This is a genomic window from Streptomyces sp. NPDC021080, from assembly GCF_044333225.1.
Lineage (GTDB): Bacteria > Actinomycetota > Actinomycetes > Streptomycetales > Streptomycetaceae > Streptomyces.
The window spans coordinates 67,880-86,632 of record NZ_JBIRQM010000003.1 but is presented as its reverse complement, the minus strand read 5'-3'; the positions used below and the strand labels follow the sequence as shown (position 1 = coordinate 86,632).

The 18,753-nt window shown below is 69.8% G+C and carries 16 protein-coding genes and 1 pseudogene; 11 read left to right on the top strand and 6 right to left on the bottom strand.

Features of this window, described 5'->3' with window-relative positions; translation table 11 throughout:
• Window positions 1-44: 44 nt before the first annotated feature.
• The 3 genes and pseudogenes from ACH4S8_RS07825 to ACH4S8_RS07815 all read right to left on the bottom strand — a co-directional run bounded on the left by ACH4S8_RS07825 (window position 45) and on the right by ACH4S8_RS07815 (window position 2,298).
• Window positions 45-488, bottom strand: coding sequence for a nuclear transport factor 2 family protein (locus ACH4S8_RS07825; protein WP_398391822.1), 444 nt, complete (start codon window positions 486-488; stop codon window positions 45-47).
• Window positions 489-669: 181 nt separating this feature from the next.
• Window positions 670-1,109 (bottom strand): annotated as a pseudogene (gene mce, locus ACH4S8_RS07820) (methylmalonyl-CoA epimerase).
• A gap of 49 nt (window positions 1,110-1,158) precedes the next feature.
• Entirely contained in the window at window positions 1,159-2,298 is a 1,140-nt protein-coding gene (locus ACH4S8_RS07815) for an acyl-CoA dehydrogenase family protein (protein WP_398391821.1), read from the bottom strand.
• A gap of 62 nt (window positions 2,299-2,360) precedes the next feature.
• On the opposite strand from ACH4S8_RS07815, the gene ACH4S8_RS07810 reads away from it, so the two are divergent.
• Window positions 2,361-3,593 carry an acyl-CoA dehydrogenase family protein gene (locus tag ACH4S8_RS07810; RefSeq protein ID WP_398391820.1) on the top strand — a complete coding sequence of 411 codons (1,233 nt, stop codon included), beginning with the start codon at window positions 2,361-2,363 and terminating at the stop codon, window positions 3,591-3,593.
• 31 nt (window positions 3,594-3,624) lie between these two features.
• Window positions 3,625-4,248, top strand: coding sequence for an isochorismatase family cysteine hydrolase (locus ACH4S8_RS07805; RefSeq protein ID WP_398391819.1), 624 nt, complete (start codon window positions 3,625-3,627; stop codon window positions 4,246-4,248).
• 468 nt (window positions 4,249-4,716) lie between these two features.
• Here ACH4S8_RS07805 and ACH4S8_RS07800 read toward each other — a convergent pair whose 3' ends face one another.
• A complete protein-coding gene (locus ACH4S8_RS07800; RefSeq protein WP_398391818.1) occupies window positions 4,717-5,727 on the bottom strand; it encodes an LLM class flavin-dependent oxidoreductase in 1,011 nt (336 codons plus the stop codon).
• Window positions 5,728-6,165: 438 nt separating this feature from the next.
• On the opposite strand from ACH4S8_RS07800, the gene ACH4S8_RS07795 reads away from it, so the two are divergent.
• Window positions 6,166-7,215, top strand: a complete 1,050-nt coding sequence (locus ACH4S8_RS07795; protein ID WP_398391817.1) for an MBL fold metallo-hydrolase — start codon at window positions 6,166-6,168, stop codon at window positions 7,213-7,215.
• Window positions 7,216-7,285: 70 nt separating this feature from the next.
• Here ACH4S8_RS07795 and ACH4S8_RS07790 read toward each other — a convergent pair whose 3' ends face one another.
• Window positions 7,286-8,029 (bottom strand): FadR/GntR family transcriptional regulator, encoded by a 744-nt coding sequence (locus ACH4S8_RS07790; RefSeq protein ID WP_398391816.1) that lies wholly within the window; start codon window positions 8,027-8,029, stop codon window positions 7,286-7,288.
• Window positions 8,030-8,302: 273 nt separating this feature from the next.
• On the opposite strand from ACH4S8_RS07790, the gene ACH4S8_RS07785 reads away from it, so the two are divergent.
• From ACH4S8_RS07785 to ACH4S8_RS07760, 6 genes are all read left to right on the top strand, one after another.
• Window positions 8,303-9,799 (top strand): AMP-binding protein, encoded by a 1,497-nt coding sequence (locus tag ACH4S8_RS07785; RefSeq protein WP_398391815.1) that lies wholly within the window; start codon window positions 8,303-8,305, stop codon window positions 9,797-9,799.
• A gap of 209 nt (window positions 9,800-10,008) precedes the next feature.
• Window positions 10,009-10,698 carry an NADPH-dependent F420 reductase gene (gene npdG, locus ACH4S8_RS07780; protein ID WP_398391814.1) on the top strand — a complete coding sequence of 230 codons (690 nt, stop codon included), beginning with the start codon at window positions 10,009-10,011 and terminating at the stop codon, window positions 10,696-10,698.
• A gap of 261 nt (window positions 10,699-10,959) precedes the next feature.
• Window positions 10,960-12,132: a thiolase family protein gene (locus tag ACH4S8_RS07775; protein ID WP_398391813.1), complete on the top strand. Its 1,173-nt coding sequence runs from the start codon at window positions 10,960-10,962 to the stop codon at window positions 12,130-12,132.
• 128 nt (window positions 12,133-12,260) lie between these two features.
• A complete protein-coding gene (locus ACH4S8_RS07770; RefSeq protein WP_398391812.1) occupies window positions 12,261-13,460 on the top strand; it encodes an acyl-CoA dehydrogenase family protein in 1,200 nt (399 codons plus the stop codon).
• A gap of 2 nt (window positions 13,461-13,462) precedes the next feature.
• Window positions 13,463-14,260, top strand: coding sequence for an enoyl-CoA hydratase/isomerase family protein (locus ACH4S8_RS07765; RefSeq protein WP_398391811.1), 798 nt, complete (start codon window positions 13,463-13,465; stop codon window positions 14,258-14,260).
• 31 nt (window positions 14,261-14,291) lie between these two features.
• Complete coding sequence (locus ACH4S8_RS07760) at window positions 14,292-15,452, top strand: acyl-CoA dehydrogenase family protein (RefSeq protein ID WP_398391810.1); 1,161 nt, start codon at window positions 14,292-14,294, stop codon at window positions 15,450-15,452.
• A 92-nt stretch (window positions 15,453-15,544) separates the two neighbouring features.
• Here ACH4S8_RS07760 and ACH4S8_RS07755 read toward each other — a convergent pair whose 3' ends face one another.
• Window positions 15,545-16,348: an enoyl-CoA hydratase/isomerase family protein gene (locus ACH4S8_RS07755; protein WP_398391809.1), complete on the bottom strand. Its 804-nt coding sequence runs from the start codon at window positions 16,346-16,348 to the stop codon at window positions 15,545-15,547.
• 138 nt (window positions 16,349-16,486) lie between these two features.
• On the opposite strand from ACH4S8_RS07755, the gene ACH4S8_RS07750 reads away from it, so the two are divergent.
• Complete coding sequence (locus ACH4S8_RS07750; protein WP_398391808.1) at window positions 16,487-17,365, top strand: SDR family NAD(P)-dependent oxidoreductase; 879 nt, start codon at window positions 16,487-16,489, stop codon at window positions 17,363-17,365.
• Between the two features lie 295 nt (window positions 17,366-17,660).
• The gene (locus tag ACH4S8_RS07745) at window positions 17,661-18,734 is read left to right on the top strand and encodes an ABC transporter substrate-binding protein (protein ID WP_398391807.1); all 1,074 of its coding nucleotides are present in this window, start codon (window positions 17,661-17,663) and stop codon (window positions 18,732-18,734) included.
• Window positions 18,735-18,753: the final 19 nt, after the last annotated feature.

Sequence of the window (18,753 nt, the reverse complement as noted above, 5' to 3'; positions counted from 1 at the left end):
CGCGCCATCCGGCACAGGCAGGCAGCCTCAACGCCGTGGCACAGTCACGGCCGTCGCTTCGCGTACCAGCCGCCCTCACGTACCGCGTCCACAGCGACCAGCCGGTGCTCCAGCAGCCAGCGGTCGCCCACCGGCCGCAGCACGTCGCGGTAGCGGCCCCAGTGGTCCGGCCCCTGGTCGGTGACCACGAGGAAGTACGAGGACGCGTCGATTCGATCCGGGGTGACCTGATCGAACGCCACATTGGCCACGAAGTGTCGGACGAAGAAGCCCGGCACCGCGGTTCGGGGGCTGCCTGAGCTGCCGCCGCCCAGCAGCTCCACGATCGCCGGCCGGCCGCGGACCGGGTCGCGGCCCTTGATCTCCAGCACGCCGTCGTCGGTGAAGCACGCAGCCAGTTCCTCCAGCCGGAAGCGATCCCCGGCGTGGGTGTAGCGGGCGATCGTGTCCCGGACCAGCTCCCGCGCCGTCAGCTCCCAGACCTGCACAGTTGATTTCCTCTCCCGGTTTCTCCTGGCGGTGACGTGTGGCACCGACGCCGTCGCCCCCGCCGACCGAAAGGCGGCGGGGGGCGACGGCGAACGCACGCGGCGTTGTCGTGTCCTCGCGCCCGAACGCAGCCCTCCGGCGGGGACCATCCCCCACCGGGCAGCGGTTCAGGACGGACGGTCAGCTGTGGTGGTCCTCGGGGGCGGCGGAGGTCACCGGTTCGGTCAGCGCTCCGTGGCAGCCCTTGGGGTGCAGGAAGGTGATCCGGGATCCCATCGAGCCGCGGCGCGGCTCGTCGTACAGCACCCGAACCCCCTTGCCGCGGATCTCCGCCGCGTCGCCGTCCACATCGGCGGTGCCGAAGGCGATGTGATGGACGCCCTCGCCGTTCTTCGCCAGCCACTTGCCGACCGCGGAGTCCTCTCGGACCGGCTCCAGCAGCTGGAGGCGGGAGGCACCGCCGTCGTCGGTGCCGTCGATCCGCAGCATGGCCTCGCGCCCCGCTGTTCCTCGTTGACCTCGCTGTGGAAGACCTCGAAACCGTAGGTGGAGCGGTAGAACTCCACCGTCCGGTCGAGGTCGAAACAGGCGATGCCGATGCGGTCGATCCGGGTCAGCACGGGTCCTTCGGGGGCCAGGTGTCGTGAGGGCGGGTGCGGGCGTACGCGGTCAGGCGGCGACCGGGCTGCTTTCCTTGCGGTCCGTGAGCATCAGCGTGACCAACCGCTCCTGGTGCGCGGCGGAGCCGCCGTGCAGAGCCTCGTCGGTCTTGATCCGCCGCAGGAACAGGTGCAGGTCGTGTTCCCAGGTGAAGCCGATGCCGCCATGCGTCTGCAGTGCCTCGCCGGCCACTCGGCTCATGCCCTCTGAAGCGAAGGCCTTGGCGACAGAGGCGGCCTGTGAGGAGTCGGCTTCCCCGGCGTCTAGTGCCATCGCGGCGTACTGGATCGCGGCCCGGGCACCGTGTACCTGCAGCAGCATGGTGGCGCACTTGTGCTTGATTGCCTGGAAGCTGCCGATGGCCCGGCCGAACTGCTTGCGGACCTTGGCGTACTCCACGGTCATCTCCAGCAGCCGCTCGGCCGCGCCCAGGGCGTCGGCGGCGGTGAGCACCGCGACAGCGTCGGCCAGCCACTGCACCTCGGCCACGCCGCCGCCGAGCAGTCGGTCCGCCGGGATCCGGACACCGTCGAGGGTCACCCCGTGGAAGGCCCGGGTCTCGTCGATCACCCGTTGGCGACGGACCGTTACACCTGCGGTCTGCCGCTCGACCAGGAACGAGGCCGGGGTGCCGTCCAGCTGCGCGGTCACCAGCAGCCAGTCGGCTGCCTCGGCGTCCTGGACGGCGGTCTTGCGGCCGCTCAGGACATAGTCCTCCCCGTCGCGCACCGCGGTGGCCGCCACCAGTTCCGGTGACCAGACGCCGCCCGGTTCGGCGAGGGCCCAGGTGGCTGCCGTGGAGCCGTCGGCCAGGCCGGGCAGTACCCTCGCCCGCACCTCGGCGCTGCCACTGCGGGCCAGGGCCAGGGCGACCAGGGCGCTCGGTAGGAACGCGCCCGGAGCAGCTGCCCGGCCCAGCTCCTCGGCGACGATGCTCAGCTCCACCAGGCCCTGCTCGGAGCCGCCGTGCTCCTCCGGCACAGCCAGCCCCGTCCAGCCCAGTTCGGTGCCCAGCCGCCACAGCTCGCCGCCGTCCGAGAGTGCGTCGCCGGCCAGAGCCCGCACCTGTTCGGGGGAGGCGTGGCCCTTGAGCACGCTCCGGGAGACATCCCGAAGCATGGTCTGTTCCTCGCTCGGTTCGAAGTCCACTGCACCGCCCTCTCGTCACCTGCCCGACTGCGTGCCTATGATATAACTGATTTACCGTTGTTATGGAAACGCTTCGCTTCAAACTCGATGACACGGAGGCCGTGGTGCGGCTCGAAATCTCTCCGGAGTTGGACGCCTTCAGAGGCCGACTGCGTGCCTTCATCGCCGAACACGCACCCGGTGTCAAGCCGAAGGCAGGAGTCCGGGCGCCCGAGCCGGAGCAGATTCCCGCCATCCGGGCCTGGACCGCCGCCCTGTTCGAGGCGGGATACCTTGGTGCGGGCTGGCCGGTGGAGTACGGCGGCCGTCCCGAACTCGCCGGTCTGGAACGGGCATTCATCGTGGCGGAGGAGATCGCCCGCGCCCGGACCTGGGACCCCATCGGCGCCGGACCGCTCGCTTCGAACGCGATCATCGAATTCGGCACGGATGAGCAGAAGCAGTACTACCTGCCCCGGATCCGCAGCGCCCAGGACATCTGGTGCCAGCTGTTCAGCGAGCCGGGGGCCGGCAGCGACCTGGCGAGCCTGAGCACCCGTGCGCGCCGCGAGGGCGACGAGTTCGTCATCGACGGCCAGAAGGTGTGGACCACCAACGGCCAGCACGCCGACATGGGCTACCTGCTGGCCCGTACCGACCCGGATGCGTCCAAGCACCGCGGGATCACCGCCTTCGCGCTGGACATGAGGACGCCGGGCGTGGACATCCGCCCGCTCCGTGAGATCACCGGCACGTGTGACTTCAACGAGGTCTTCCTGGACTCCGTCCGCATCCCCGCCGACCGGGTGATCGGCCAGGTGAACGACGGGTGGCGGGTGGCCAACTCGAGCCTCGGCCACGAGCGCAGCGGGGTCGCCGCGCGTGGTGCCGACCTGTACCGCCAGCTGGACGACCTGCTTGCCCTCGCCGACGGCCTTACGGTTGCCGGCCGTCCGGCCCTCGAGGACGGCGGGGTGCGGCAGCGTATCGGGCGGCTCGCCGTCGACATCCATGTCGCGGATCTGATGAGCAAGGCCGCACAGTCCCGCATGATCCACGGCACCGAGCAGGTCGCGGATACCCCGCTTGTGAAGATCTCTTTCAGCGAGGCCAATCTCTCCGCGGCCGAGCTGGGCGTCTCCCTCCAGGGGGTGGACGGCATCGCTGTCGAGGGCGATCCCGGTGCGTATGCCGACGGTTGGTGGCAGGACGCCTTCCTGTACGCCCGCGCCTACACCATTGCAGGCGGCGCCAACGAGGTGCTGCGCAACGTGGTCGCCGAGCGCGCCCTCGGGCTGCCTCGCGAGCCCCGCTGAGCCGGACCTCGACGACCTGCGGGGGAAGACAGTGGGCATACGAGGCCTCGACCGCGGCGAGTCGGCCGCGCTGGTCATCCACGAGTGCCAGAACGGCATGGTCAGCCCCGCGATCGCGTCCAACGCCGGGCTGGCGGCGAACGCCGCCGGCCGGGGCGTGGTGGCGCGCATCGCCGCACTGGCCGGGGTGTGCCGGGAGCTCGGAGTGCCGGTGGTGCACTCCACCATCGAACCGCGGCCGGACGGGGTGGGAAGCGACTCCTCTTGTCTGTTGCTGGGTGCCCTGATGAAGAAGGGCCAGGTGGTCGCGGGGAAGCCTGCCGCCGAGATCCACCCGGACCTGGCGCCGCAGCCAGGGGACATCCGCATCCGCCGGGTGCACGGCCTCACCCCGTTCCACGGCACGGAACTGGAGGCGTACCTGCGCGAACGTGGGGTGCGGACCGTTGTGCTGGCCGGGGTCTCCTCCGATGTGGGGATTCCCGGCGCCGCCCTGGAGGCGGTCAATCGGGGGTTCCGGGTCGTGGTGCCGGAGGACTGCATCGCCGGCTCGTCCCAGGACGCTCATGACTGGCAGGTGGCGCACACCCTCCCGCTGCTGGCCACGGTCGGCTCGGCGGATGCGGTGGCTGCGGTCCTGCGCGCCAGGACCTGAGCGACGATCACCGGATCGGCGATTCGAGGAGAGCTGCGGGAGAAGTTCGCCGCGCGGTGGCCCGTCAACGGCCCTCCCCAGTCCGGCGGTGCTGCTCTGACGCTGCGGTCGGACAAGCCGTTGCCCGTTGGTGCTGGTCGGTGCGTGTGAGGTCCGCTTTATTGCCGCCGCCGGACGCCTGCTGCCGGCTTGTGCGCGCTGACGACGCCGCGGAGGTCGCCGGCACCGGCAGGTTGTCTGTCATCGCCGCGGTGATCGGCCCGCGACTCGATCGCGGGGGTCCGCCTCCCGTCGCAGTCGAGCACGGTACCGGTGAGCCGTCGGCGTCCAGGGGCAGTCGCCTGCCCTGCGTCCGTGAAGACCGTGCAGATTCCCTGCTTCGACCGTGGGGCGGTGGTACTGGTTCCGGCAGCCTCGGGCGGCCGGCCGGAACTGGCGTCCGGGCAGCCGCCTCGGCCTGCTGCGGCGTCAGTCGGTCTCCTGACCGGCCGCGGTGATGAGCTTGAGGCTGGCCCGGGCGTACTCGCGGCGGCGGCGCTCGCTGACGAGGAAGGACGGAGGGGCGAGGTAGGCGACGTCGTGGGCGAGGGAGCCGCTGCGATGGCGGAGGGCGCTGAGTGCGTCCTCGGTGGTGCCGCAGACGGCGATCTGCTCCAGCATGTCGTCGGTGACGGCATGGGCCATGGCGTCGGTGTCGCCGATACGGAAGGCGTCGCGGATGGCTTCGACGGGCTTCTCCCAGCCGTGGTGGACGACGTACGGGTCATAGGTCTTGACCGTGAGGTAGAAGGCGATCATGCGGCGGGCGTCGAGGACGGCGCGTTCGGGGTCGTCGTCGTTGACTGCTGTGATGACCCAGCCGTGTTCCAGGGGTGCGGCATCGGTGTCGGCCTGCTGGTGGCCGCGGTCCAGGGCGGGGCGGACGACGTCGTCCCACCAGCTCCGGGTGAACAGACCGTGGCCGATGACACCGTCCGCGGTACGGGCAGCAGTGGCGGCCATCCGCTTGTTGAAGCCCGCCAGCAGCACGGGGACGTCGATCCGGCCGAGGACCGGGGCCCGGACGTCGGCGTCGATCCGGTAGAACTCGCCCTGGTAGCGGACGGGGCGGCCGTTCTCGGCGTGCAGCCAGGCATGGATGGCACCGACCAGGTCGGCCATGCGCTCCACGGGGCGGTCGGCCTCGACGCCGAACCAGTCACGGTTGATGCGGTAGGCGCCGGAGCCGAGGCCGAGGAAGAGACGGCCCTTGGCGTGCTTCCATGCGCTGCGCATGGCGGCGGCGTGGGCGTAGGGCGTGCGGGCGAAGGCGTACGCGATGCCAGGGCCGACGGTGGCGCGGGTGGTGCCGGCGACCATTTCGGCGAGGGTTCCGTAGGCCTCGTGGTCGACGAACTCGCCGCTGCAGAACGCGGACACTCCGGCCGCCTCGGCCTCCTGGGCGATCTCGGCTCCGTGCCAGGGCAGTCCGTAGCGCATACGTCACTCCTCGAGAAAGATAAATCAGATAACCTGTTTCACTATATAGAGACTGTCGCGTCGAGGCGAGGAAGAGATGCGCAACGGTTCCGGAAACCCTGGAGATGGTGTGTCGTCCAGGGGTGCCGGGCGTTCCGTACCTGACAGACGTCTCACGTGCTTAAGAAGTCAAGCCGCGACCGCCAGGAGGTAAGAGGAGGTCACCCTGCGGCGGGCTCGCACCACGACGATCAACGTTCGGATGCCCGGGATTGGTTTCACTGCGACCCGAAGGTGCCGGACGCAACCGCTCTGTCAGAAGGCATCAGTGTGCCGGGAGAACCCAGGAGTCCATCCGGCACCCACGACGCCGCAGCGAACCCCATCCACAGCAGCCAGGCCAGCACGCCTTCATGAAGCTGGCATTGGAGCTCCCTACTCGCGAATTAGGAGGTCGCCATGAACCGCCCCGTTCCGCCGCTGCCCGTCGCAGGTGCTCCCAGCTCAGCCCGGCCGCTGCCGCCGGTCGAACAGGTCCGCCCGGGGGTGTGGAGCATTCCCGTTCCGCTTCCGAACACCTCGCTCGGCTATGTCCTGGTCTACGTCTTCGAGACCGATGCCGGGCCCTACCTGGTCGACGCCGGCTGGAACACCGACGAGGCCTACGCCGCCCTTGATGCCGGGCTGACTGCTGTCGGCACCCGCATTCAGGACGTCCGCGGCGTGCTGGTCACCCACGTTCACCCGGACCACTACGGCCTCGCCGCCCGGGTCCGGAAGGCCTCGGGGGCATGGGTATCACTCTCTCCCGCCGACGCCGCGGTCCTCGACCAGCTCGAGGAACCGGGCTGGGCGCCGCGACTGTTGGAGACGCTGATCCGCTGCGGGGCGCCCATGGACGTGGTTGACCGCCAGCGCGAGCAACTGACCGCTGCCGCGGTAGCCGCCCGCGGCGAACTTCCCCGCCCCGACGTTCTTCTGACGGACCGGGCGCGGCCGGACGTCCCGGGCTGGGAGATCACCGCACTGTGGACCCCCGGGCACTCACCCGGCCATCTGTGCTTCTGGGAGCCGCGCCACCGCCTGATGCTCTCGGGGGACCACGTGCTGCCCCGGATCACCCCCAATGTGCCCGCGCCTCGGGGGGAGGACGACACCCTGGGTGCCTACCTCCGCTCGCTGGACCGGCTCGACCGGTATCCGGCGATCGAGGTGCTGCCTGCGCACGAGCACCGCTTCGGTGACCTGGCAGGTCGGATCGCCGAACTGCGGCGCCACCACGACCAGCGCTTCGCCGAGGTGCTCGCGGCGGTCTCCGAGGGCGCCGAGGTGGTCTGGGACGTTGCGGCCCGGATGCACTGGTCGCTCCCCTGGCTGTCTTTTGACGGTATGGCGCAGCGCTCGGCCGCGGGCGAGGCGTTCGCCCATCTGCGGGCGCTTGCCAGGCGCGGAGTGCTGATCGAGGAGCCGGGGGAGACCCTGAGGTGGCGCCTGGCAGCCGGTGGCTGAGCGGACGGGCCGGACAGGACGAGGGCCGGACGGGGTTCTCGTCCGGCCCTCGTCCGCTGCTGTCAGCCGCTCACTGGAAAAGATCCACGACGGTCTCGGAGTCGTCCTTCGGTACCAGGAAGGTGGCCGTTACCTCCAGGTGCCGACGCCAGTGCTGTTCGGCGGCTTCGGCGTCGGAGAGAGCCACGAGGTCGACCAGTTTGGTGTAGGAACGGATTGCGTTGCGGAAGTCCGCGGGGGAGTGCACGGGATCGAACAGGCGGGAGACGGCGATCGCCAGGTGCCTGCTGATCACTTCGCGCAGCATCGCGGCCTGGACCGCGAGGGTGCGGTTACCGGCGCGGTCCAGGACCAGGTTGTGGAAACGTTGGGCGGCCAAGGACCACTCGACACTGTCGGTGGCAACCGGATCGGACCGGCCGTCCACCATCTCGCGCAGCTCTTCGATGCACGCGCGCATGTCCTCCAGGTCCTGCGACGTGCGGCGCCGCGCAAGCATCGCGGCTGCGGCCGGCTCCAGTATCATCCGGGCTTCGTAGACGTCCCCGATAGTCACCCGGTCCACCTGGAGGAGTAGGCCCACGTAGCGCGCCGCCACCGCAGGATCCGGTGACATCACCTGGGCCCCGCCGCGGGCACCGCGGCGGACGTTGATCAGTGACTCGGCCTCCAGGATCCGGAAGGCCTCCCGCAGGGTGGGCCGGGAGACGCCGAACTGTTCCATCAGTTCGGTCTCCGGTGGGAGCGACTGCCCCTCACCCAGCTCGCCGCGGACGATGCGCCCACGCAGACGTGAGGCGATGAGCTCGGCCATCTTCGGGGCCCGGATGGTGTCGCCCACGGCCTTCATCGCCTTGACTCCGCTCAACTTCGCCGCCACCACGAGTCACTCCTTGGCTGGACATCGCAATCAGATGCTCCGCTCACTCTATAGGTCGACTCTGACCGATCCCTTGTCGCCGCCCATAAAGCCTGTTACTGATTAACTCAAGTTAGCCATTAGGAGGATGTGTCGGTGTCTCCGTCTACCACGCTTGCCCGGGAGATCCTGCGCGGCGCCACAGAGTATGAGTCGGTTCCCGTGATCGTGGCGAGCGCAGTACGCCCCCGTGAGGCGACCGTCGGGGCCCTGGTCAAGGACGCCCGGCAGGTGGCCGGCGCGCTTCAGGGCATGGGCATCAAACCCGGGGACGTGGTCGCCGTCCAGTTGCCCAACTGGTACGAGGGGGCGGTGGCCCAGACCGCGGTCGCGCTCTGCGGTGCGGTGCTGCTCCCGGTGGTCCAGATCTACGGGCCGCGCGAGTTGGACTTCATTCTTCGCCAGTCCGGCGCCGTGGCCTTGGTCATGGCCGCCTCCTGGCGCGGCAGGGACTGCTCGGACGTCCTTTCCCGCCTGGGCGAGCTGCCGGACCTCAGGGCCGTCGTGGTCGCAGGCGAGGGACCGGTTCCCGAGTCCGCCGTCGCCTGGGGCGACCTGCAGGGCGCCCTCGCCCACCCCTTCCAGCCCGTGGAACGGGACCCGGACGACCTGGCCATGCTGGTGTACACCTCCGGTACCACCGCAGACCCCAAGGGCGTCCAACACACACACCGCACCCTGGTCGCCGAGGTCCGCTCGGCCGGGCTGCTGCGGGACAGCGGTGCGGACTCCATGCATCTGGCCGTCTTTCCTTCCGGCCATGTCGCCGGGCTGTTGGGCCTGCTGCGGATCCTGATCCTGGGCTGCGCCACGGTGATGATGGACGCCTGGGACTCCACCCGGGCAGCCCAGCTGATAGACCGTCACCGGGTCACCTCCAGCGTGGGCGCGCCGGTCCACCTGATCGCCCTGCTGGACGCCAAGGAGCGGGGCGAGGCCCGGCTCGACTCGTTGCGTGAGTTCATGGTCGGTGCGGCCAGCGTGCCGCCGGTGCTCATCGAGCGCGCTGACCGGATGGGTATCGCGGCCTACCGCACGTACGGCTCCAGCGAGCACCCCACCATCAGCTCGGGGGTGCCCTCGGACCCGCTGGGGAAGCGCTCCCGCACCGACGGCCGGGCCACCCCCGGCAACGAGATCCGGTTGGTGGACGACGACGGTACGGACGTGCCCCCGGGGGAGGAGGGCGAGATCGTCACCCGGGGGCCGGAGCTGTTCCCCGGCTACCGCGACGAGCGGCTCAACGACAGCTCCTTCCTCTCCGGCGGCTGGTTCCGTACCGGCGACATCGGCAGGCTGGACGCGGACGGCTACCTCACCGTCACCGACCGCAAGAAGGACATCATCGTTCGCGGTGGCGAGAACATTTCCTCCAAGGAGGTCGAGGACGTTCTCGCCACCCACCCGAGGGTCGCCGATGCGGCGGCGGTCGGCCTGCCCGACGAGCGCTACGGTGAGCGGGTCTGCGCCTTCGTGGTGCTGCGGGAGGGGGCCGAGCTTGCGCTGAGCGAGGTCACCGAACTGTTCCGGGACGCGGGAGTGGCCCGCCAGAAGACTCCCGAGCACCTGGTGGTGGTCGAGGAGCTTCCGCGTACGGCGGCCGGCAAGGTCCAGAAATTCGCCCTTCGCCGACGGCTGGCCGACAGGTCGGGACCCGCTCACTGAAGAGAGAGCGGCCCGTCGATGCCGGGACGATGACAGCCACTGGTCGATCAGGACGGCGGCCGGCGAGGAGCACTGCCTCCTCGCCGGCCGCCCTGTTGTGCAGGCTGTTCGGATCGGTAAGGCGGCGAAGGGGGTTGGCGGATCCACTCGTCACGTGATAGCTAACTAATTAAACTGATAAGAGTCTGGTGGATCGGAGAAGTGCAACGATGACAACAGAGGCTGGCTCTTCCCTGTCAGGGCGCACCGTCGGCATTCTCGGCGGCACCGGGCCCCAGGGGCGCGGGCTGGCGCTGCGCTTCGCCGGCGCCGGACTGTCCGTGATGATCGGCTCCCGGGATGCCGCCCGAGCCGAGGCGGCGGCGGCCGAGATCGCGGAGACCCTGGGTGGTGCGCAGATCTCCGGCGCATCCAACGAGGTGTGCGCGCGCGAGTCGGACCTGGTGCTGGTGGTCGTGCCCTTCGAGGGGCACGCGGAGCTGCTCGCCTCTCTGCGGCAGGTGCTGGCGGGCAAGATCGTGGTGGACTGCGTCAACCCGATGGGCTTTGACAAGCAGGGGCCCTTCTCCCTCCGGGTGGCCGAGGGCAGCGCGGCACAACAGGCCAAGGAGACCCTTCCGGAATCCGTGGTCACCGCCGCCTTCCATCATCTGTCCGCAGTTCTGCTGACCGACCCTCAGGTGACGTCGATCGACAGCGATGTTCTTGTGCTGGGGGACGACCGGGTGGCGACTGACGTAGTTCAGGCGCTGGCCGAGGCGATCCCCGGGGTTCGCGGGGTGTACGGCGGGCGGCTGCGCAACGCGGGGCAGGTGGAGGCGTTCACCGCCAATCTGATCTCGGTGAACCGGCGGTACAAGGCGCACGCCGGGCTGCGGATCACCGATCTGCCCGCCTGATTCGCCGGAGGGTGCTGGTGGTGCGGCGGCTCCTCGACATAGGTTACTAGGTGGCCTGTTGTGAGTAGTATGGGACTCGTTCGTCCTCACGGTGCCGTCCATCTTGACGAGCCTGTCCGGTACCGGCCGGCCCGGTCCGTGAGGCGGCGGAAAGCTACCGGGTCTCGCCACTTCACGTCGGCGGACCTGGAACTCGACACCTGCCCGGCCTGACTCCTTCTACCACCACCCTCCCCGACACTGCTTCCAAGGAGACCGCACATGTCCGAAGCCGTTGTGGTGGCCGCGTGCCGTACGGCAGTCGGCACCGCATTCAAGGGGACGCTGGTGCGCACCGGGCCCCAGGAGCTCGCCGAGGCCGTCGTGGCCGAGGCGGTCAGGCGTTCGGGTCTGCCGGCCGAAGCCTTCGATGACCTGCTCCTGGGCGAGTCCCGGTACGGCGGCGGCGACATCGCCCGCCATGTCGCCGTTACCACCGGACTGACCTCCGTACCCGGAGCGGCCGTCAACCGGCACTGCGCCTCCGGCCTGACCACCGTCGCGATGGCCGCGGCAGGGATCCGCGCCGGCATGGAGGACGCGGTCATCGCCGGCGGTACGCAATCCAGTTCCACCGCCCCCGTGCTGCGCCTTCGAGACCCGCAGACCGGCAAGTGGCAGGACCCCTGGAACTCGCCCGCCCACCCGAGCACACCCACCACCCCCAACGACGACATGTCGGTCGCGGTGGGCTGGAACGCCGCCCGGCTGACCGGCCTTACCCGCGAGGAGATGGACGCCGGGGCGCTGCGCTCGCACCAGCGGGCCGTCGCCGCGATCGACGAGGGCCTGTTCCGCGAGGAGATCGTGCCGGTCAAGGCGCTGCTCGCGGACGGCTCCTACGCCGTCTTCGACATCGACGAGCACCCGCGCCGTGACACCTCGATGGAGAAGCTGGCCAAGCTCCGGCCGTTGCACCCCGAGATCGAGGGCTTCAGCATCACCGCCGGCAACTCCAGCGGTATCAACGACGCTGCCGCCGCGCTCGCCCTGACCAGTGACGCCCTTGCAGCGAGCAACGGCCTGTCCCCGCTCGCGGTGGTCCGCGGCTGGGCATCAATCGGCGTCGACCCCGAGTTCACCGGCCTCGCCCCGGCCGACGCGGTCCGCAAGGCCCTGAGGCGGTCCGGCGTCGCTCTGGACGCGGTGAACCTCTTCGAGATCAACGAGGCCTTCGCGTCCGTCGCAGTGGCCGCCACTCGGGCGCTCGACATCGACCCCGGGATCGTCAACATCCATGGCAGCGGCTGCAGCATTGGCCACCCGATCGCGGCCAGCGGCGCCCGAATGCTCACCACCCTCGTCCACGACCTGCGACGCCGCGGCGGTGGCATCGGAGTGGCGGCGATGTGCGCCGCCGGCGGCCAGGCCACCGCAGTCGTCGTCGAGGCGTGAGACCAGGCCGGACCGGGCCGTCCCCCGGCCCAGCCGCCCCCACGCTCACGGCACAGACTGCTTCATTGTCAAGTCACGTTCCGGCTCCACGGGCTCCGAGACGCCCCGCAGAGCCAGTAGGAGGTCCGATGACCAGCGCCACCGTCGTGGACGCCGGACGGCCCGTGTCGGATGACCGACACTGGAAGATCCGGCTGAAGGAATTCCTGGAAGGCCGCCAGCCCCGCGGCAAGGGGGAGGACCGGCTGGCCTGGGCCCGCGCCTTCCACGCCGACCTCGAAGAGGCCGGTCTGGCTGCCCCGGGCTGGCCGGTGGAGGTCGGCGGCATGGGGCTGGAACTCGCCGACCAGCTCGACTACCACCAGATGATGACCCGCGCCCGTGCTCCGAAGCACCCGTGTGGGTTGTCCTTCATTGTCGCGCCGACCCTCATCACGCACGGTACAGCTGAGCAGAAGCAGCGCTTCCTGCGCCCGCTGCTCCGCGCCGACGAGTTCTGGTGCCAGGGCTTCTCCGAGCCCTCCGCCGGCAGCGACCTGACCTCTCTCACCACCCGCGCCGAGTGCGAGGGGGACCACTATGTGGTCAACGGCCAGAAGCTGTGGACCAGCCAGGCCCACCTCGCCGACTGGATGTTCGCCCTGGTGCGCACCGGCCCGGCGGGCCCCGGCGGGGCCGGCATCAGCTACCTGTTGATCCCCATGAAGTCCGAGGGCGTCACGGTCCGCCCGCTGCGCGACATCAGCGGCGGCACACACTTCTCCGAGGTTTTCCTGGACGACGTCCGGGTCCCGGCGGAGAACCTGGTGGGCGAGGAGAACGACGGCTGGTCCATCGCCCGGACCAGCCTCGGCCACGAGCGCGCCACCGCCTTCCTCTCCGACGAGTTCAGGTATCGGCGGATCGTCGACGAGCTGTTCACCCTCGCGGTGCGCACCGGCGCCGCCGAGGACCCGTTCGTCCGCCAGCACCTGGCGCGGATCGAGGCCTCGGTGCGTGTACTGGCTTCCAACAGCCGACGCGCACTGGACGCGGTCCTCTCCGGCCGCGACCCCGGCCCGGCCGCCTCGGTCAACCGCCTGGTGAAGTCCGAGTTCGAGCAGTACCTGCACGAGGTGGCGCTGCGGGTGGTCGGCCCCGATGCGGTGCTGGGCCAGCGCGAGGCCACCGCTCCCGAGCGCGGCCGCTGGACCTTCGGCTACCTGATGAGCCGGGCCGCCACCGTCGGCGCAGGCACCGCTGAGATCCAGCGCAACACGATCGCCGAAAAGGTCCTGGGGCTGCCCTCGCACCGCGGCGTCGGCGGCACTGCCAAGAAGGAGAGTTGACCATGGCCGAGACAACCGAGATGCCGGAGTTCGGCACCCTGCTCGTGGAACTGGGCGAGGACCACGTCCTCACCGTCACGCTCAACCGCCCCGAGCGGCTCAACGCCTTCAACCAGCAGACCATAGGCGACTTCGCGGCCCTGTGGCGGTATGCCGCCCGCGAGGACGCGGTGCACGTCGTCGTGCTCCAGGCCGAGGGCGAGCGGGCCTTCTGCACCGGCGTCGACGTGGTCGAGGGCATCGACCGTTCCAGCAACCCGTTCAGTGACAGCGACCCGGGCACCAGCCTGTCGCCCAAGCTCAACCGCTGCTGGAAGCCGCTGGTCTGCGCGGTGCACGGGATGGCCGCCGGCGGTGCGCTGTACTGGTTGAACGAAGCCGACATCATCATCGCCAGCGAGGACGCCACCTTCTTCGACCCGCACACCACGTACGGGATGGTTGCGGCGCTGGAGCCGATCGGCCTGGCGCGCCGTATTCCCATCGGAGAAGTGCTGCGGATGGTCCTGCTCGGCAACGACGAACGGATGTCCGCCCGCCGGGCCCTGGAGATCGGTTTCGTCAGCGAGGTCGTCGACCGCGAGCGGCTCCGCGAGCGCGCTCACGAGCTGGCCGCCAGGATCGCTGCCAAGCCGCCTGCGGCGGTCCAGGGCAGCGTCAAGGCGATCTGGGAGTCGCTGGACGCAAGCCGCAGCCAGGCCCTGGCCACCGGGCTGTCCTATACACAGATCGGCAATCCGATCGGCACCGCCCAGGTGGACCGTGCCACCTTCAAGGGCCACCCGTTCGAGGTCCGCTGACCATGCGCCGGTACAACGAAAGGTGGGAGCGGTGACGACCGCGGAGATCGAGAAGGAACTGCGTGACGCCGTCGGAGACATGCTCCGGCAGCGCAGCGGCATCGAGGCGGCGGCCGCTCTCGCGGACGGCCCCGAGGACTGGGACCAGAGCCTGTGGCAGGAGCTCGCCGCCATGGGCATAACCGGACTGGCGGTGAGTGAGGAGCAGGGTGGTGAGGGAGCCGGACCGGCGCTGGCCGCGGCCGCCCAGGAGGAGCTGGGCCGCCGCCTGACCTCGGTGCCGAGCTGGTCGCTGCTGGTGGCGCAGGCCGCGCTCGACGCCGCCGCCACTGCGGGTTCCGCCGCCGCGGCGACATGGTTGCGCCGTACGGCCGTCGGCGAGGTGCCGGCGGCGGTGGCCGTGGGCCGGACTCCCGACGGCTGGACCGCAGCAGACGGTGTCCGGGCGGACACGGGCGACGGCTGGACCCTCGAGGGCCGGGTACCGGTCGTTGCCGAGGCCCGGACGGCCCGGCTGCTGCTGGTGGCAGCGGTCACCCCCGGCGGTCCCTCACTCTTCGCCGTGGACCGCACCGCCGAGGAGACCACCGCCGATGGTGAGGGGCGCTGCGAGGTGCAGCCGCTGGAGTCCCTCGACCCGACCAGGCCGCTGGCCGCAGTGGTGCTGCGGCAGTGCCCGGCCGAACTCCTGGCCGGCCCGGAGGACTTTCCTGGCGTGCTGCGGGCTGCCGAACACACGGCTCTGGTGATGCTCGCCGCCGACGCGGTGGGCGTCGCAGCGGAAGCCCTGGACCTGTCGGTGGAGCACGCCAGGACCCGCGAGCAGTTCGGCCGACCGATCGGCTCCTTCCAGGCGATCTCGCACCGCTGCGCCGACATGCTGATCGCGGTGGAGTCCGCACGGGCCCTGGTTGCCGCCGCTGCCGAGTCGATTGAGGCACCCGGCCAGGACGTCGAGACCGCTGTCTGCCTCGCCGCCGCTACCGCGCTGGAGGCCGCCGTCACGGTGGCTCAGGGCTGTATCCAGGTGCACGGCGGCATGGGCATTACCTGGGAGCATCCCGCCCACCGCTACCTGCGGCGAGCCAAGGCTGCCGAGTCGCTGGTCGCCCTTCCCGACCGGCTGCGCGAGCGTGCCGCGGGCCGTCTGGTGGAGTCCGCACGTCAGGCCGTGTCGGCCGAAGCGGCCTGACACACCGGGGCCAAGAGCTCCTCACCGTATCGGCGTCGCACTGAGCGGGGCCCGTACGGTGAGGAGCTTTGCGGTGTTGCCCGGCAGCTGAGTCAGTGGCGCCGGTAGACCGGTGGCCGTTTTTCCAGGAACGCCGCGGCGGCCTCGGCCCGGTCGGTGGTGAAGCTGGTGAAGATCTGCTGGCGGTTCTCGAACTCGACGGAGGTGTCGAAGGCGGGCGTCTCCAGTGCGATCCACATCCCCTGCTTGGTCAGCTCCACCGACAGCGGCGGATTCAGCATGATCTCCTGTGCCTTCGCCAGCGCGGCGTCAAGCAGGTTCTCGGGCTCGACCACATCGGTGACCAGGCCGATCAGGGCCGCTTCGACGGCGTCGAAGCGGCGGCCGGTGAGCATCAACTCATGTGCGCGGCCAGCGCCGACGATCCTGGGCAGCAGCCAGGAGACGCCTATGTCGCAGGCCGAGAAGCCGGCCCGGATGAAGGAGACAGCGAAGACCGCCGAAGGAGCGGCGATCCTGATGTCGCTGGCACAGACCAGTGCGAGCCCGCCGCCGGCGGCCGGGCCGTTGACGGCGGCGATCACCGGCTGGGGGAGCTCGTGCAGCCGCTGGGCGAGCCCGGCGATCTCACGTTGACGGTTCAGCTGCCGTACCACAACCCCCTCCTGCTGCGTGATCTCCTGATCGCCGTAGCCGTTGAGGTCCAGGCCCGCCGAGAAGGCCCGGCCGGCGCCGGTGAGCACCAAGACCCGGCATTCACGGTCGGCCGAAATGGTGTCGAGCACCTCGGTGAGCTCGGTCACCAGGGGGTGGTTGAAGGTGTTGAGGGCCTCGGGCCGGTTCAGCGTCACCTGGGTGATGCCAGGAGCGGGTCGGCTGAGCTCGATGAAGGACATGGGCGTCCCTCCAGGTCAGGGCCCGAGCCCAGCCGCCGCTCCCCGACGGGACAGGGCGGCCGTGCTTCGGACCGGGGACATACGGCGTTCTGGCTGTCCGTCGCCCGCCGTCCGGCCGAGCCCTGGGTCGACTGTGCGGTGTTCAGGCTTGAGGCGACATCGATGATTAGGTTATCTGATTGTCTTGGGTTCGAGGTGATGCGCCTGAACCGACAGCTCGCCGCAAAGGACATCTCCATGACGGATCGATTCCCACTGCCCAACGCCTCCGCCGACCTCACCGGAGAGATCGCCATCGTGACCGGTGCGACCGCCGGCCTCGGCCGCCGTTTCGCGCAGATGCTTGCCGCCGCGGGTGCGACGGTAGTGGTGACGGGGCGGCGGTTCGAGCGACTTGACGAGGTGGTGGCCGACATCGAGGCCCGCGGCGGCAGAGCGCTGGCCGTCCGGCTCGACGTCACTGATGCCGACTCCATTACCGCCGCCGTGAACCGCTGCGAGGCGGAGCTCGGGCTTCCCACGATCCTGGTCAACAACGCGGGCATCCCGGACGCCAGGCGGGCGAACAAAATGCCCGTCGAGCTGGTCGACCGCGTGCTCGCCACCAATCTCCGTGGGCCCTACCTGATGGCCTGCGAGGTTGCCCGGCGGCTGATCGGCGCCGGCCGAGGGGGGCGGATCGTCAACATCTCCTCGATCGCGGCCTTCGACTACGGCGGGTCGGGTGCGGCGCTGTACTCCATCACCAAGGCCGCGGTGAACCGGATGACCGAGGTCCTGGCCGTGGAGTGGGCGGGATACGGGATCAACGTCAACGCGATCGCACCCGGCTCCTTTGCCTCCGAGATGATGGACGGGATGATCGAGCGGATCGGTGACCACTCGGGAAGCTTCCCCCGCAAGCGCCTGGGTGACCCGGCCCAGCTCGACAGCACCCTCCTCTACCTGGTCGCCCCGTCGTCCGAGTTCGTCACCGGCACTGTCGTCAAGGTCGACGACGGTCAGCATCGCCGCTGACTCCAGTGCCCCGGCCGGCTCGCGGGGTGAATGAACCGAAATGTGATCCCGCATTCGGCGTCTGCCTGCCAAAACTCTTGACCGGGCCAACTCTTTTCCTCAACATAGTTCGCTACGTGAACTAGGTAACACTTTCGATGTCATCGTCGTCGCCTTCCGGGGTGGCGGGTGGGAGGAGTGGATCATGAGAAAGCGCCTGTGGTGGCCGGCCCTCGGGGTGGTTCTCGCGCTGGCAGGCACGGCCTGCGGTAGTTCCTCGGGGAGTGGGGGAACGGACTCCGGGTCCGTTCGGGTCATGGCCATCGGCATCTTTGAGTCCTCGTCACTGTCACTTCCGGATGCCGAAGCCGCCCTCAAGGCCTCGGCCGCGGACATCAACGCGTCCGGCGGGGTGAACGGGCGGAAGATCGACCTCATCGTGTGCAATGACAAGTACGACCCCAACACCGCTGCCGACTGTGCCCGCCAGGCCGTGAGCAAGCGGGTATCGGCCGTCATCTCGTCGTACGAGCCTTTCTCGCCCCAGGTGGTTCCGGTACTGGAGCAGGCCAAGATTCCCTACTACTTCAGCAGCCTCGCCCAGGACATCGACGGCACCAGCAGCGTCTCGTTCCCCCGCGACGGCGGCGTTCCCGCGGCCTACGGCGCGCTCGGCGTCGAACTCGCCAAGGCGGGCTGCAAGAAGGTCGGTGCCGTGGTTCTCACGATGCCCAGCACGCAGCTGGGCGGCAAGTGGCTGGAGAAGGGCCTGAAGTCGCAGGGTGCGTCGATGGTCCAGGTGTCCGTCGGCGCGACCCAGCCGGAATACTCCTCGCCGGTCGCAAAGCTGGTAGCGCAGGGTGCCGACTGCATCGTGCCGGCGACCGCACCCGACGCAGGGGCCAAGGTGGTCATCGCGGCACAGCAGTCCGGCGCTCATCTCCGTCTCGGCGCAATCACTTCGGAGTTCGGCTCCGAGGCGCTCACCACGCTGGGAGCTGCCGCGGACGGCATGATCATCACCGGTCAGGAGTACCGACCCACCGACACTCAGGTGCCGGCCGTCCAGACGGTGGTCGACGGGATGAAGCGCCACCAGCCCAAGGTCCCGCTGACGACCAAGTTCGGCATTGCCGGTTGGGCCTCGGTGCAGGCCCTCAAGCAACTGCTCGCCACGACCGGTGGAAGCTACGACGCCGCAAGCCTGCTCAAGGCGGCGCCGACCGCCAAGCCCGACACCGGCCTGTACGCCCCCTTCTCCAACGACGGAGCCTCGGTGGACCCCACCCTGTCCCGTGCCAAGAACTGGAACTACCTGGTCTGGACCGTTCAGGGCGGCAAGGCCGAGCTCGCCGACCAGAACTTCCGCGCCCTGCAGAACCTGAGCTGAGCGGCACAGGGATACAGGA

Coding starts and splice junctions, on each gene's coding strand:
- npdG (WP_398391814.1), top strand. CDS start 10,009: ATGACAACAGAGGCTGGCTCTTCCCTGTCAGGGCGCACCGTCGGCATT.
- ACH4S8_RS07755 (WP_398391809.1), bottom strand. CDS start 16,348: ATGTCCTTCATCGAGCTCAGCCGACCCGCTCCTGGCATCACCCAGGTG.
- ACH4S8_RS07775 (WP_398391813.1), top strand. CDS start 10,960: ATGTCCGAAGCCGTTGTGGTGGCCGCGTGCCGTACGGCAGTCGGCACC.
- ACH4S8_RS07745 (WP_398391807.1), top strand. CDS start 17,661: ATGGCCATCGGCATCTTTGAGTCCTCGTCACTGTCACTTCCGGATGCC.
- ACH4S8_RS07770 (WP_398391812.1), top strand. CDS start 12,261: ATGACCAGCGCCACCGTCGTGGACGCCGGACGGCCCGTGTCGGATGAC.
- ACH4S8_RS07790 (WP_398391816.1), bottom strand. CDS start 8,029: ATGGCCGAGCTCATCGCCTCACGTCTGCGTGGGCGCATCGTCCGCGGC.
- ACH4S8_RS07795 (WP_398391817.1), top strand. CDS start 6,166: ATGAACCGCCCCGTTCCGCCGCTGCCCGTCGCAGGTGCTCCCAGCTCA.
- ACH4S8_RS07810 (WP_398391820.1), top strand. CDS start 2,361: ATGGAAACGCTTCGCTTCAAACTCGATGACACGGAGGCCGTGGTGCGG.
- ACH4S8_RS07765 (WP_398391811.1), top strand. CDS start 13,463: ATGGCCGAGACAACCGAGATGCCGGAGTTCGGCACCCTGCTCGTGGAA.
- ACH4S8_RS07800 (WP_398391818.1), bottom strand. CDS start 5,727: ATGCGCTACGGACTGCCCTGGCACGGAGCCGAGATCGCCCAGGAGGCC.